We start from the raw sequence: 13,230 nt of genomic DNA, 5'->3' as shown, positions 1-13,230 counted from the left end.
CCGGCAAGATGCTCGACGAGCGGCTCGGCAAGATCACGTTCTGGACGCTGTTCGTCGGCTTCCACGGCACCTTCCTGGTCCAGCACTGGCTGGGCGCGGAGGGCATGCCGCGGCGTTACGCGGACTACCTCGCGGCCGACGGCTTCACCGCCCTGAACACGGTCTCGACGATCAGCTCCTTCGTCCTCGGTCTGTCGATCCTGCCGTTCCTCTACAACGTGTGGAAGACCGCCAAGTACGGCAAGAAGATCGAGGTCGACGACCCGTGGGGCTACGGCCGCTCGCTCGAGTGGGCGACGTCCTGCCCGCCGCCGCGGCACAACTTCCTCACCCTGCCGCGGATCCGCAGCGAATCCCCGGCGTTCGACCTGCACCACCCTGAGATCGCCGCTCTCGACCAGCTCGAGAACGCCCCTCACGGTGACAAGGCCCTGGCTGGTGGCAAGGAGGCCGGCAAGTGAAGATCCAAGGCAGGATGTTCATCTGGCTGAGCGTCTTCGTCCTCGTCATGGCGGTCGTCTATGGCGTGTGGTCGAAGGAGCCGGCCGGTACGACGGCCCTCTTCCTGGCGTTCGGCCTGTGCATCATGATCGGCTTCTACCTGGGCTTCACGGCCCGGCGGGTGGACGCGGGCGCACAGGACAACAAGAACGCGGACGTGGCGGACGACGCCGGCGAGGTCGGGTTCTTCAGCCCGCACAGCTGGCAGCCGCTCGCGCTGGCCGTCGGTGGCGCGCTCGCCTTCCTCTCGGTCGCCATCGGCTGGTGGCTGATGTACTTCTCGGCCCCGCTGATCCTGGTCGGCATCTGGGGCTGGGTCTTCGAGTACTACCGCGGTGAGAACCGCACCCAGTAACACGCGCCGAGCGCGGAAGAGCCCGGACACTCCGTCAGGAGGGTCCGGGCTCCTCCTTTTGCCCCGTCTGAGGTCCCTCGTAAGAGTTACTCGGCGCGCCGCCCTTGACGAGGCTCCCTAGCGTCGTCCTCATGAACACAACTCCGCGCACCCGCACCGTCGTCGGATGCACGCTGCTGGTGATCGCGCTCGGCGCGAGCGGCACGGCATGCGGCGGTGGCGGCAACCCGCTGTCGGCCGCGCCGTACGACGCGGCGGACCAGATCGCCTTCAACGGCCCCACCAAGGACGGGAAGAAGGCCGACCCGGACAAGCCCCTGGAGGTCACCGCCGAGGGCTCGGACGGGCGTATCACGGACGTCACGGCCGTGGACGCCACAGGACGCTACGTGAGCGGCGAACTCTCCGCCGACGGCAGCCGGTGGCACAGCACCTCCCCGCTGGCCGCCAACGCCCGCTACACGGTCCGTGTGTCCACCGAGGACGAGGACGGCGCCCCCGGCCGCCGCGTCCTGTCCTTCGACACCGGCAAGCCCCTCACCAAGAAGCGCCTGGACGTCACCTTCGGCCCCAAGGCGGGCAAGTACGGCGTGGGCCAGCCCATCATCGCCGAACTGAGCAAGCCGGTCCGGGACGAGGCCCAGCGGGCCGTCGTGGAGCGTGCCCTGAAGGTCGAGTCCACGCCCGCCGTGGACGGCGCCTGGCACTGGGTGGACGACAAGAAGCTCCACTACCGCCCCAAGGAGTACTGGCCCACCCACGCCACCGTCCGCGCCCGCAGCAACCTGGACGGCATCAAGATCAGCGACCGGCTGTGGGGCGGCCGGGCCAAGCCGCTGAGGATCACCACGGGGGACCGGGTCATCGCCGTGACGGACGCCTCGTCCCACTCGATGACCGTCTACAAGAACGGCAAGGAGATCAAAACCATGCCGGTCACCACCGGTAAGCCCGGCTTCGACACCCGCAACGGCGTCAAGGTCGTACTGGGCAAGGAGTACTTCGTACGGATGCGCGGAACCAGCATCGGGATCGCGGAGGGCTCGGCGGAGTCGTACGACCTGCCCGTCTACTACGCGACCCGGGTCACCTGGAGCGGCGAGTACGTGCACGCCGCCCCCTGGTCCGTGGGCTCCCAGGGCTCCGCCAACGTCAGCCACGGCTGCACCGGCATGAGCACCGCCAACGCCGCCTGGTTCTTCGAGAACGTCCGCGAGGGAGACCTCGTCAAGGTCGTCAACTCGAACGGCCACACGATGGAGTCGTTCGGCAACGGCTTCGGCGACTGGAACATCGACTGGAAGAAGTGGCGCAAGGGCAGCGCCCTGGTGGGCGGCCTGCCGGAGAGCCCCCGCCCGGAGGAGAGGGCCCGGCTGCGTCCGGAGAGTGTCTGACCTACGCCTGTCAGGCGCTCTGCAGCCGCTGGGTGCGCAGCAGAGAGGCCAGCGCGGCGGCGAACTCCACCGGGTCCACCGGCAGCGTCACCGCCGCCTCGGCGCGGCTCCAGGTCGCCAGCCAGGCGTCCTGCGGCCGGCCGATCAGCAGCAGTACGGGCGGGCAGTTGAAGACCTCGTCCTTGATCTGACGGCACATCCCCATGCCCCCCATGGGCACGGCCTCGCCGTCCAGCACGCAGACGTCGATCCCGCCCTTGTCCAGCTCCTTGAGGACGGCGGCGGGGGTCGCGCACTCCACGAACTCCACCAAGGGGACGTCCTGAGCCGGCCGTCGGCCGGTGGCGAGCCGTACCTGTTCGCGGGTGTTGGAATCGTCGCTGTAGACCAGCACCGTGGCGGTCGGCTGCATTGTTCCTCCGTGACGTCAGCGTCGTAAGGACAGGCCCGTTGGGGCGGATGCTACTCCCTTGAACACCACGTCAACACCGGTATGGAGCAGGGAGACACTCCGAACGGCACCCCCCGGAGTGAGGGCGGGATAAGCGACCGACATAATGTCGGTCGTGGCGACAGCAACGACAGTAGAAACCGGGCACGCGCACCCGTCGGTCAACCGACCGAACCTCACCAGCGTCGGAACCATCATCTGGCTGAGTTCCGAGCTGATGTTCTTCGCGGCCCTCTTCGCGATGTACTTCACCCTTCGTTCGGTGACCGGTCCGGACTTCTGGAAGGAGAAGGCAGACTTCCTGAACTTCCCCTTCTCGGCGACCAACACCACGATCCTGGTGCTCTCCTCCCTCACCTGCCAGCTCGGCGTGTTCGCCGCCGAGCGCGGTGACGTGAAGAAGCTCCGGATGTGGTTCCAGATCACGTTCGTGATGGGTGCGATCTTCATCGGCGGTCAGGTGTACGAGTACACCGAGCTGGTCAAGAAGGACGGGCTCTCGCTCTCCTCCGACCCCTACGGCTCGGTCTTCTACCTGACCACCGGCTTCCACGGCCTGCACGTGACGGGAGGCCTCATCGCCTTCCTGCTGGTCCTCGGCCGGACGTACGCGGCCAAGAGATTCACTCACGAGCAGGCGACCGCCGCCATCGTCGTGTCCTACTACTGGCACTTCGTCGATGTCGTCTGGATCGGCCTCTTCGCCACGATCTACATGATCAAGTAGCCGGGTCCGTTCCCGCGCGCTGCAAGCAAGCAAGCGCACATCCCAGAAGCATCGACGCAGAAGATCCTGACACCGGGGTAATCCGTGAAAAAGCTCTCCGCACGACGACGCCATCCGCTGGCGGCGGTCGTCGTCCTACTCCTCGCGCTGGCGGCCACTGGGGGGCTGTACGCCTTTGTCGCGCCCACGGGCAAGGCGCAGGCAGAGGAAACCGCCCAGTCTCTCGCCATCGACGAGGGTAAGAAGCTCTACGCCGTCGGCTGCGCCAGCTGCCACGGAACCGGCGGTCAGGGCACCTCCGACGGTCCGAGCCTCGTGGGCGTCGGCGCCGCGGCCGTGGACTTCCAGGTCGGCACCGGCCGTATGCCGGCCGCGACCTCGCAGATGGCCCAGGCGCCGAAGAAGAAGGTCGTCTACTCGCAGGCCGAGATCGACCAGCTCGCGGCGTACATCGCCTCGCTGGGCGCCGGTCCGAACATCCCGACCGAGGCGGAGTACGGCCCCGAGGGCGCCGACATCGCCAAGGGCGGCGAGCTGTTCCGCACCAACTGCGCGCAGTGCCACAACTTCACCGGCAAGGGCGGTGCGCTGACCCACGGCAAGTACGCGCCGTCTCTCGAGGGCGTGAGCCCGAAGCACATCTACGAGGCCATGCAGACCGGCCCGCAGAACATGCCCTCCTTCCCCGACACCACGCTGTCGTCGCAGAACAAGAAGGACATCATCGCCTACCTTGACGCGGTCAACGGCGATGACACCGAGAGCCCCGGTGGTCTTGAGCTGGGCGGACTCGGTCCGGTCAGCGAGGGCCTGTTCGCCTGGGTCTTCGGACTCGGCGCGCTGATCGCGGTCGCCGTCTGGGTCGCCGCTCGGACCGCAAAGGCCAAGAAGTCATGAGTAGCAAAGACATTCCAGAAGAGAACCTGCCCGCAGCGCAGGACGCACACGGCGCGGTGGGCGTCGCGGACGACAAGGACCCGTTCGCGGACCCCGGCCTGCCGCCCCACGAGCACCGGATCCAGGACATCGACGAGCGGGCCGCCAAGCGGTCCGAGCGCGCGGTCGCGATGCTGTTCGCGGTGTCGATGCTGGCCACGGTCGGCTTCATCGCCTCCTACGTGGCGATCCCCGCCGACAAGTCGGTCTTCATCTTCCCGCTGGGTCACATCAGCGCGCTGAACTTCGCGCTGGGCATGACGCTGGGCGTCTCGCTGTTCTGCATCGGCGCGGGCGCGGTCCACTGGGCCCGCACGCTGATGTCGGACGTCGAGGTCGCCGAGGAGCGGCACGCCGTCGCCTCGCCGCCGGAGGTCAAGGCCAAGGTCCTGGCCGACTTCGCGGACGGCGCCAAGGAGTCCGCGATCGGCCGTCGCAAGCTGGTCCGGAACACGATGTTCGGTGCGCTGGCCCTGTTCCCGCTCTCCGGCGTCGTGCTCCTGCGTGACCTCGGCCCGCTGCCCGGGACCAAGCTGCGCCACACCCTGTGGTCCAAGGGCAAGCTGCTCGTCAACATGAACACCAACGAGCCGCTGCGTCCTTCGGACGTCGTGGTGGGCTCCCTCACCTTCTGCAAGCCGGAGGGCCTCGAGGAGCACGACCACGACTTCCAGAAGGAGATCGCCAAGGCGGCCCTGATGATCGTCCGCATCCAGCCGGACGACATCAAGGACAAGCGCGAGCTCGAGTGGTCGCACGAGGGCATCGTGGCGTACTCGAAGATCTGCACCCACGTCGGTTGCCCGATCTCCCTGTACGAGCAGCAGACGCACCACGCGCTGTGCCCCTGCCACCAGTCCACCTTCGACCTCGCCGACGGCGCCCGAGTGATCTTCGGCCCCGCCGGGCACGCCCTGCCGCAGCTGCGCATCGGCGTGAACGACGAGGGCTACCTCGAAGCGCTCGGCGACTTCGACGAGCCCGTCGGTCCTGCATTCTGGGAGCGCGGATGAGCACTACCGAGACCACCGAGTCCCGCGCACGCGGGAAGGCCCCCGCCGGCGAGCGAGTCGCCGACTGGGCCGACGGCCGACTGGGCATCTACGGCCTGGCCAAGGCCAACATGCGCAAGATCTTCCCCGACCACTGGTCGTTCATGTTGGGTGAGGTCTGCCTCTACAGCTTCATCATCATCATCCTCACGGGTGTGTACCTGACGCTGTTCTTCCACCCGTCGATGAACGAGGTGGAGTACCACGGCAGTTACGTCCCGCTGCAGGGTCAGCTGATGTCGGAGGCGTTCAGCTCCACGCTGCACATTTCCTTCGACGTCCGCGGTGGTCTGCTCATCCGGCAGATCCACCACTGGGCGGCGCTGATCTTCCTCGCCGGCATGTTCGTGCACATGATGCGCGTGTTCTTCACGGGCGCGTTCCGCAAGCCGCGCGAGATCAACTGGGTGTTCGGCTTCCTGCTGTTCGTCCTCGGCATGTTCACCGGCTTCACCGGTTACTCGCTCCCGGACGACCTGCTCTCCGGCACCGGTGTCCGCTTCATGGAGGGCGCCATCCTGTCCGTGCCGATCGTCGGCACGTACCTGGCGTTCTTCCTCTTCGGCGGGGAGTTCCCGGGCGGCGACTTCGTGGCCCGCTTCTACTCGGTCCACATCCTGCTGCTGCCGGGCATCATGCTCGGTCTGGTGGTCGGCCACCTGATCCTGGTCGTCTACCACAAGCACACGCAGTACGCGGGTCCGGGCAAGACCAACAAGAACGTCGTCGGCATGCCGCTGCTGCCGGTCTACATGGCCAAGGCCGGAGGCTTCTTCTTCCTGGTCTTCGGTGTCATCGCGGCCATCTCGGCGATCGCCACGATCAACCCGATCTGGGCCCTGGGCCCCTACCGTCCGGACCAGGTGTCCACCGGCGCCCAGCCCGACTGGTACATGGGCTTCTCCGAGGGTCTGATCCGTGTCATGCCGGGCTGGGAGATCAACTTCTGGGGTCACACGCTCGTCCTGGGTGTGTTCATCCCGCTGGTGATCTTCCCGCTGGTCCTGGTCGCGATCGCGGTCTACCCGTTCATCGAGTCCTGGGTCACCGGCGACAAGCGCGAGCACCACATCCTGGACCGCCCGCGCAACGCGCCGACCCGGACCGCCTTCGGTGTCGCCTGGATCACCTGGTACATGGTCCTGCTGATCGGTGGTGGAAACGACCTGTGGGCCACCCACTTCCACCTGTCGATCAACGCCATCACCTGGTTCGTCCGGATCGCGTTCTTCGTCGGCCCGGTCCTCGCCTTCATCATCACCAAGCGGATCTGTCTCGGCCTGCAGCGCCGGGACAAGGACAAGGTGCTGCACGGCCGCGAGTCGGGCATCATCAAGCGCCTGCCGCACGGTGAGTTCATCGAGGTGCACGAGCCGCTCAGCCAGGACGTGCTGCACACCCTCACCGCGCACGAGCAGTACCAGCCGGCCGAGCTCGGCCCGCTGGTCGACGAGAACGGCGTCGAGCGCAAGGTGAAGGGCTCCGAGAAGCTGCGCGTCAAGCTCAGCAAGGCGTACTACGGCGAGGAGTCCCAGATTCCGAAGCCGACCGTCGAGGAGTACAAGGAGATCACGAGCGGCCACGGCCACCACTGATCGCTGCGCACGCCACGCGCGGTAGAAGGGCCCCCGTCCGGTCTTCGGACGGGGGCCCTTCTCCGTGTCCTGAGCTGGATAGGGTGGGGTCACACTCCCTCACGACACCCAGGAGCGGCCTTATGAGCGCTGTGACCCCCGCTGGAGGCGACATCGCGGCGGGCCGTTCCTGGCCCCTGTTGCTGAACGGCCTGCTGGAGGGGCGTGATCTCAGCGCCGACGACACGGCCTGGGCGATGGACCGGATCATGCGCGGGGAGGCGACCGACGCGCAGATCGCCGGGTTCGTGGTGGCCCTGCGGGCCAAGGGCGAGACGGTCGAGGAGATCACCGGCTTCGTCCGCACGATGTACGAGCACGCGAACGTGATCGAGGTGTCCGGCGACACCGTCGACATCGTCGGCACGGGCGGCGACGGCGCCAAGACCGTCAACATCTCCACGATGTCCGCGATCGTGGTGGCCGGCGCGGGCGCCAAGGTCGTCAAGCACGGCAACCGGGCCGCGTCCTCCGCGTCCGGCTCCTCCGACGTCCTGGAGAAGCTCGGAGTCAACCTGGAGCTGCCGGTGGCGCGGGTGCCGCAGGTGGTCGAGGAGACCGGGATCACCTTCTGCTTCGCGGCCAGGTTCCACCCGGCGATGCGGCACGCGGGCGCGGCGCGCGGGCAGCTCGGGATCAGGACCGTCTTCAACGTCCTCGGCCCGCTCACCAACCCCGCCCGGGTGCGGGCGCAGGCCGTCGGGGTCGCCGATCCGCGGATGGCGCCGATCGTGGCGGGTGTCTTCGCCGAGCGCGGCAACTCCTCGCTGGTGTTCCGCGGCGACGACGGCCTGGACGAGCTGACCACCACCTCGACCTCCCGGGTGTGGATCGTCCGCGACGGCAAGGTCACCGAGGAGGCCTTCGACCCCCGGGACGTCGGCATCGACCTCGTCCCGGTGGAGGCCCTGCGGGGCGCCGACGCCTCGTACAACGCCGACGTGGCCCTGCGCCTGCTGAACGGCGAGACCGGCCCCGTCCGGGACGCCGTACTGCTGAACTCGGCGGCGGCGCTGGTGGCCCTGCACCCCACCGACGCGCCCCTCGCGGAGCAGATCGGCGCCGCCATGGCGAAGGCGGCGGAGTCCGTCGACTCGGGCGCGGCCAAGCGCACGCTGGAGCGCTGGGTGGCCGTCAGCAACGCCTAGTGCCGCGTCAGGCAACGTTCGCCCCGTCGCGACGCCCGGCACGCACTCTCGCCGCACCGGGCACACGCCCAAGTACATCCAGTACGAGGGCTTGCACCCGGCACGCCGAGAGCACGCACCGGACGCCGCTCCTTGACGGGCAAACGTTGCCTGACGCGGCACTAGCCGCCCGCCGGTCGGTCCCGCGATCCGGACACGGGTTGCGGGACCGCGATCACTTCACGTACGTTCTTTGACCAGGTCATGAGTGACAGTCATGAGGCCCCGGCCGACTGTCCGGCAACCCTCCGTCCGTGGCGGGGTGCCCCGGGTGAAGACCAGGCCGTGAACAGCAAGGTTCATGGCAAGCGCGGTCGTCGAGGAGTTCTTCCGTGAGCAAGCGAATGCGATAGGGCCACTGAGCCCCGCTTCTGCGTACCCCTTCTCTCTCACACCTCTTCTTCCACGGGAGTTCCCGTCATGTCTGTCTTCACCGCTGCCGCCGACCAGGCCATTTGTTCCCCGCTGCCCGTTCTGGGACGTGATGTCACCGTCCCGCTGGTCACCGGCGGCGAGGTCACCTACGCCGCGCTCGACTACGCCGCCAGCGCCCCCGCGCTGCAGCGGGTGTGGGACGACGTGGCCGCCTACGCGCCGTACTACGGCAGCGTGCACCGGGGCGCCGGGTACCTCTCGCAGCTCTCCACCGACCTGTTCGAGAACGCCCGCAGGACCGTCGCCGAGTTCCTGGACTGCCGCGCCGACGACCAGCTGATCTTCACCCGGTCCACCACGGACTCCCTGAACCTGCTCGCCGCCGCGCTGCCCGCCGACTGCCAGGTCTTCGTCTTCGAGACCGAGCACCACGCCTCGCTGCTGCCCTGGCGGGACGCGGCGGTCACCTACCTCGACGCCCCGCGCACCCCGCGCCAGGCCGTCGAGACCCTGGAGCGCGCCCTCGCCGACCGCGACCCCTGCGGCCCGGCCCTGGTCTGTGTCACCGGCGCCTCGAACGTCACCGGTGAGCTGTGGCCGGTGCGGGAGCTGGCCGCCGCCGCCCACGCGCACGGCGCCCGGATCGTCCTCGACGCCGCCCAACTCGCCCCGCACCACCCGCTCTCGGTGCGGGACCTCGACGTCGACTGGGTCGCCTTCTCCGGCCACAAGCTCTACGCGCCCTTCGGCTCCGGCGTCCTCGCGGGCCGCGCCGACTGGCTGCGGGCCGCCGAGCCGTACCTCGCGGGCGGCGGCGCGAGCCGCAAGGTCGGCCGCCGCGCGGACGGGGGAGTGGACGTGGAGTGGCACGACAGCGCGGCACGGCACGAGGCCGGGTCGCCGAACGTCATCGGCGCCTACTCCATCGCGTCGGCCTGCAAGGCCCTCACGGAGGCGGGATTCGACACCCTCGTGGCCCGTGAGCGGTGCCTGATCGAGAAGGTCCGCGAGGGACTGGCCGAGGTCCCCGAGGTCCGGATCCTCTCCCTCTTCGGCGACGACGCCCCCCGCGTCGGCGTCATCTCCTTCGTCGTCGACGGCTGGAACAGCTCCCACTTCGCCGCCGCCCTCTCCGCCGAGTACGGCATCGGCGTGCGCGACGGACTGTTCTGCGCCCACCCCCTGCTCCGCACCCTGCTCGGCAGCGACCCGCAGACCCAGGGCGAGTGCGGCGCCCCCGAGGCGGCGCCCGGCGAGAAGTCCCTCAACGCGATCCGGGTGAGCTTCGGCGCGGGCACCCCGGACGAGCACGTGGAGCGCTTCGTGAGCGCGGTGCGCGAACTGGTCCGGGACGGGGCGAAGTGGAACTACCGCACGGAGGAAGGGCGTTGCGTCCCCGCGGTGTGATCGTCTGACGTACGCTCCCCTGGGGATCAGCTGGGGGAGGCACGGGGTGCAGAGGCTGCGGGAGACGGATCCTCGGCGGATCGGGCCGTACGAGGTGCTCGGACGGCTCGGCGCCGGGGGAATGGGCGAGGTGTACCTCGCCGAGGGACGCGGCGGGCTGCGGCTGGCCGTCAAGGTGGTGCGGCCCGAGCACGCCGGGGACCGCACCTTCCGGGCCCGCTTCCGCCAGGAGCTGCGTGCCGCGCGCGAGGTCGGCGGGGACGGTACGTACACCGCGCGGGTGGTCGACGCCGACCCCGACGGCGAACCGCCCTGGATGGCCACCGAGTTCGTCGAGGGCCCCACCCTCGCCCACGCCGTGCTGGACGACGGACCGCTGCCCGGTCCCGCCGTACGGATCCTCGCGGCGGCCCTCGGCCGGGCGCTCGCGGCGATCCACGCCCGGGACCTGGTCCACCGGGACCTCAAGCCCTCCAACATCCTGCTGGCGGCGGACGGTCCGCGAGTCATCGACTTCGGGATCGTCCGGGCACTGGAGGCGACCGCGCTGACCAACCCCGGCTCGATCGTGGGCACGGTCGGCTACGTCTCCCCGGAGCAGATCCGCAACAGCACCGAAGTGGGCCCGCCGAGCGACGTGTTCGCGCTGGGCGCGGTCCTCGCGTACGCCTCCGGGGGCCGCCAGCCCTTCGGCGAGGGGCATGACTCGGTGGTCCTGCTGCGCATCCTGAACGGCGATCACGATCTGTCCCGGGTGCCCGCGGAGTTCCGCCCCCTGGTGGAGTCCTGTCTGCGCCCCGACCCGGCCGAACGGCCGCGGCCGGAGGCCGTCACGGCGGCGGTGGGTCACACCGAGGTCTCACTGCGGACCGCGGTCGGGCCGGGCTGGTTCCAGGGCGGCGCCCGGTGGGTGCCGGTGGAGAACGGGGAGCGGGTCAGCGGCGTCGAGTACGTGGCACCCGCGACGGAGGCGGGCGCGGTCGCGGCGCCCGCCTCCGCCCCGGTGCCGGTACCCGCGCCGCCGTCACGGCGGCGGGTGCTGAGGGCCGTGACCGGCGGGGCGGCCGCGGTGGCCGTCGCCGGGGGTGTGGGCGGCTGGTGGTGGCTGCGGGAGGAGCCGGGGGGCGGGAAGGGGAAGGCGCCCACGGCGTCGGCCACGGGCAAGCCCACCGTGCGCTGGCAGTTCTCGATGACCCAGGTCATGACCCCGCAGCTCGGCGCGCTCTCGCCCAAGGGTGACGTCCTGTACACCGTGTCCTCCGCCAACGACCTCGTCGCGCTGTCCGCCGGGGGAGACGACCGCTGGCAGACCGTGCTCCCGGGAGGGGGTCTCGATCCCCTGGCGACGGCGGACGGCGTCTACTGCACCGTGGTCGAGGGCGACAGCGCGGACGGCTCCCAGCGGCTGCGGCTGTGCCACTACGACACGGCGGGCAAGCGCCGCTGGAGCCGGGACCTCGGACCGGTGGGCACGGCACCCGTGCTCGCGGGGGACGCGGTCGTGGTGGGCGCCGGGGACGAGGAGATCGGGGCCCTGCGGGTCTACGCGGCGGACGGGAGCCTGCGCTGGCAGCGCGGCGTGGCGGGCGCTCTCACCGAGGCACCGCTGGTGCACGGCGGCGTGGTCTACGCGGGCACCCGGACCGGCCGGCTCGTCGCCTTGTCCGCCGACGGCACGCAGCTGTGGGAGGCCGAGGCCGGCACCGAGCTCCGGCGGCCCGTGGTGGTGGGGGGCCGGACCCTGGCCGCCGCCTCGGCGGGCGAGTGGACCTGGCACGGCTACACCCTCGACGGGGAGCGGCTGTGGCGGACCAAGGAACTCGACGGTGAGGGGGACGCGCCGGTCACCGCGGCCGGCTCGCTGGCCCTCGTCACGGAGAACCAGGTCCTGAAGGCGTTCACGGCGGACGGCGGGCCCGCCTGGACGTACCACGCCGAGGGCGACGACCTCACGGAACCCGCGGTCCTGGGCGACCGGATCCTCCTCCAGACCCCCACGGAGATCCACGCCCTGAACCTCAAGGGCGAGCGGCTGTGGCGCTTCCCGCTCAAGGCCGGCTACCCGGTCTCGGCCCCCCTGATCCGCGGCAGCCGCCTCTACGTCACCTCGGAGGAGGGCGTGGCGGCCGTGGACCTCACGGCCTAGCCGTCCAGGCCGATCGCGAACGCGGCCTCCAGGTCGTGCTGGGAGTACGTCCGGAAGGCCACGTGGGTGTCGGTGCCCTCGACGCCGGGGATCTTGCTGATGCGGCCGGGGATGACCTCGGCGAGGTCCTCGTGCTCCTTGACCCGGACCATCGCGATCAGGTCGTAGGTGCCGGTGACGGAGAAGACCTCGCTGACGCTGTCCAGCGAAGCGATCTGCTCCGCGATCTCGGGGATCCGGTCCACGCTGGTCTTGATGAGGACGATCGCGGTGATCACGGCTGGTTCTCTCCCTCGGGGGCCGGCGTCGCTGGGGTGGGCTTCACTCTAGTCGTACGGCCGAACCGCACCCAGGCGAAGCCGCAGCCGAGCCCGAAGCCCACGAGATGGGCCAGATACGCCACCCCGGGCCCGCTGTCCGCCTGCCCCGCCGCCAGCCACTGGAGGGTCGCCCAGAACGGCAGCACCACCCAGGCGGGGAAGCGCAACGGCAGGAAGAGCAGGAACGGCAGCAGGCTGGTCACCCGGGCCCGTGGGAACAGCGCCAGGAAGGCGCCGAGGACCGCCGAGATCGCGCCGGACGCCCCGACCAGGGACTGCTCGGAGTCGGAATTGGCGGCCGCGTAGCCGAGCAGGGCGAGATAGCCGCAGCCCAGGTAGAAGAGCGTGAACTGGAGGCGGCCCATGCGTTCCTCGGTCATGACACCGAAGACGTAGAGGAAGAGCATGTTGCCCAGCAGGTGCACCCAGCTGCCGTGCACGAACAGGGCGGTGGCCGGGGTGAGCGCGGCTCGTGCGGAGCCCTCGAACAGCTCCGCCGGGACCACGCCCCAGCGGCGGAAATACGCCCTTTGCGCGGCGACGAGGTCGTCCCCGGTGCCGTAGCCGGGGTTCAGCCCGGAAGCGGGGCCGATCAGGAAGATCAGCGTGCACAGGCCGATCAGGGCATATGTCACCGGCGCCGAGGGCATCCGGAGGGCTCTGACGACCGTGCTGTTCCAATTGCTGATCACGAACACAAAGCATGACGTAAGGGGGTGTACACGAACAGACCGCCTCGCCGCGA

General features: G+C 69.7%; 13 protein-coding genes and 1 riboswitch. Of the genes, 10 read left to right on the top strand and 3 right to left on the bottom strand.

All coding sequences use genetic code 11. From position 1 onward, the window contains the following. The 3 genes from ACWDRW_RS35660 to ACWDRW_RS35650 all read left to right on the top strand — a co-directional run. A partial coding sequence (locus ACWDRW_RS35660; protein WP_451731185.1) for a cbb3-type cytochrome c oxidase subunit I occupies positions 1 to 461 on the top strand: 461 nt, incomplete at its 5' end. Continuing rightward, positions 458 to 856 (top strand): cytochrome c oxidase subunit 4, encoded by a 399-nt coding sequence (locus tag ACWDRW_RS35655; protein ID WP_451731184.1) that lies wholly within the window; start codon positions 458 to 460, stop codon positions 854 to 856. The genes ACWDRW_RS35660 and ACWDRW_RS35655, both read left to right, overlap by 4 nt. 131 nt (positions 857 to 987) lie before the next feature. Next, a complete protein-coding gene (locus tag ACWDRW_RS35650) occupies positions 988 to 2,250 on the top strand; it encodes an Ig-like domain-containing protein (protein ID WP_451731181.1) in 1,263 nt (420 codons plus the stop codon). Between the two features lie 10 nt (positions 2,251 to 2,260). On the opposite strand, the gene ACWDRW_RS35645 is transcribed toward ACWDRW_RS35650, so the two are convergent. Then, positions 2,261 to 2,662 (bottom strand): hypothetical protein, encoded by a 402-nt coding sequence (locus ACWDRW_RS35645; RefSeq protein ID WP_451731178.1) that lies wholly within the window; start codon positions 2,660 to 2,662, stop codon positions 2,261 to 2,263. Positions 2,663 to 2,807: 145 nt separating this feature from the next. Between ACWDRW_RS35645 and ctaE the strand changes: the two genes are divergently transcribed. The 7 genes from ctaE (at position 2,808) to ACWDRW_RS35610 (ending at position 12,165) form a co-directional block, all read left to right on the top strand. Further along, positions 2,808 to 3,428: an aa3-type cytochrome oxidase subunit III gene (ctaE, locus tag ACWDRW_RS35640; protein ID WP_451731175.1), complete on the top strand. Its 621-nt coding sequence runs from the start codon at positions 2,808 to 2,810 to the stop codon at positions 3,426 to 3,428. A gap of 84 nt (positions 3,429 to 3,512) precedes the next feature. Continuing rightward, positions 3,513 to 4,325 carry a cytochrome bc1 complex diheme cytochrome c subunit gene (gene qcrC / locus ACWDRW_RS35635; protein WP_451731172.1) on the top strand — a complete coding sequence of 271 codons (813 nt, stop codon included), beginning with the start codon at positions 3,513 to 3,515 and terminating at the stop codon, positions 4,323 to 4,325. Beyond that, positions 4,322 to 5,377: a cytochrome bc1 complex Rieske iron-sulfur subunit gene (gene qcrA / locus ACWDRW_RS35630; RefSeq protein ID WP_451731169.1), complete on the top strand. Its 1,056-nt coding sequence runs from the start codon at positions 4,322 to 4,324 to the stop codon at positions 5,375 to 5,377. The genes qcrC and qcrA overlap by 4 nt, the downstream gene beginning before the upstream one ends. Further along, positions 5,374 to 7,011, top strand: coding sequence for a cytochrome bc1 complex cytochrome b subunit (gene qcrB / locus ACWDRW_RS35625; protein WP_451731166.1), 1,638 nt, complete (start codon positions 5,374 to 5,376; stop codon positions 7,009 to 7,011). Before qcrA ends, qcrB begins: the two co-directional genes overlap by 4 nt. A 122-nt stretch (positions 7,012 to 7,133) precedes the next feature. Next, positions 7,134 to 8,198 (top strand): anthranilate phosphoribosyltransferase, encoded by a 1,065-nt coding sequence (gene trpD, locus ACWDRW_RS35620; protein ID WP_451731163.1) that lies wholly within the window; start codon positions 7,134 to 7,136, stop codon positions 8,196 to 8,198. Between the two features lie 239 nt (positions 8,199 to 8,437). Further along, positions 8,438 to 8,554, top strand: a riboswitch (SAM riboswitch). 103 nt (positions 8,555 to 8,657) lie between these two features. Next, complete coding sequence (locus ACWDRW_RS35615; protein WP_451731160.1) at positions 8,658 to 10,019, top strand: aminotransferase class V-fold PLP-dependent enzyme; 1,362 nt, start codon at positions 8,658 to 8,660, stop codon at positions 10,017 to 10,019. A gap of 46 nt (positions 10,020 to 10,065) precedes the next feature. After that, positions 10,066 to 12,165 (top strand): protein kinase domain-containing protein, encoded by a 2,100-nt coding sequence (locus ACWDRW_RS35610; RefSeq protein WP_451731158.1) that lies wholly within the window; start codon positions 10,066 to 10,068, stop codon positions 12,163 to 12,165. Here the strand turns inward: ACWDRW_RS35610 and ACWDRW_RS35605 are convergent. Then, on the bottom strand, positions 12,162 to 12,443 hold the full coding sequence (locus tag ACWDRW_RS35605; RefSeq protein ID WP_250070320.1) for an Lrp/AsnC family transcriptional regulator: 282 nt from the start codon (positions 12,441 to 12,443) through the stop codon (positions 12,162 to 12,164). The genes ACWDRW_RS35610 and ACWDRW_RS35605 overlap by 4 nt on opposite strands. Next, positions 12,440 to 13,177, bottom strand: coding sequence for a rhomboid family intramembrane serine protease (locus ACWDRW_RS35600; RefSeq protein WP_451731155.1), 738 nt, complete (start codon positions 13,175 to 13,177; stop codon positions 12,440 to 12,442). The genes ACWDRW_RS35605 and ACWDRW_RS35600 overlap by 4 nt, the downstream gene beginning before the upstream one ends. Between the last annotated feature and the right edge of the window lie 53 nt (positions 13,178 to 13,230).

It is taken from the genome of Streptomyces sp. NPDC003635 (assembly GCF_053587635.1).
The sequence above is the reverse complement of the archived record's forward strand: the minus strand, read 5'-3'. Positions and strand labels throughout refer to the sequence as shown.

What these genes read in the sequence shown, in the direction of transcription:
- qcrB (WP_451731166.1), top strand. Translation starts at nt 5,374, where the DNA reads ATGAGCACTACCGAGACCACCGAGTCCCGCGCACGCGGGAAGGCCCCC.
- ACWDRW_RS35615 (WP_451731160.1), top strand. Translation starts at nt 8,658, where the DNA reads ATGTCTGTCTTCACCGCTGCCGCCGACCAGGCCATTTGTTCCCCGCTG.
- qcrA (WP_451731169.1), top strand. Translation starts at nt 4,322, where the DNA reads ATGAGTAGCAAAGACATTCCAGAAGAGAACCTGCCCGCAGCGCAGGAC.
- ACWDRW_RS35645 (WP_451731178.1), bottom strand. Translation starts at nt 2,662, where the DNA reads ATGCAGCCGACCGCCACGGTGCTGGTCTACAGCGACGATTCCAACACC.
- ctaE (WP_451731175.1), top strand. Translation starts at nt 2,808, where the DNA reads ATGTCGGTCGTGGCGACAGCAACGACAGTAGAAACCGGGCACGCGCAC.
- ACWDRW_RS35650 (WP_451731181.1), top strand. Translation starts at nt 988, where the DNA reads ATGAACACAACTCCGCGCACCCGCACCGTCGTCGGATGCACGCTGCTG.
- trpD (WP_451731163.1), top strand. Translation starts at nt 7,134, where the DNA reads ATGAGCGCTGTGACCCCCGCTGGAGGCGACATCGCGGCGGGCCGTTCC.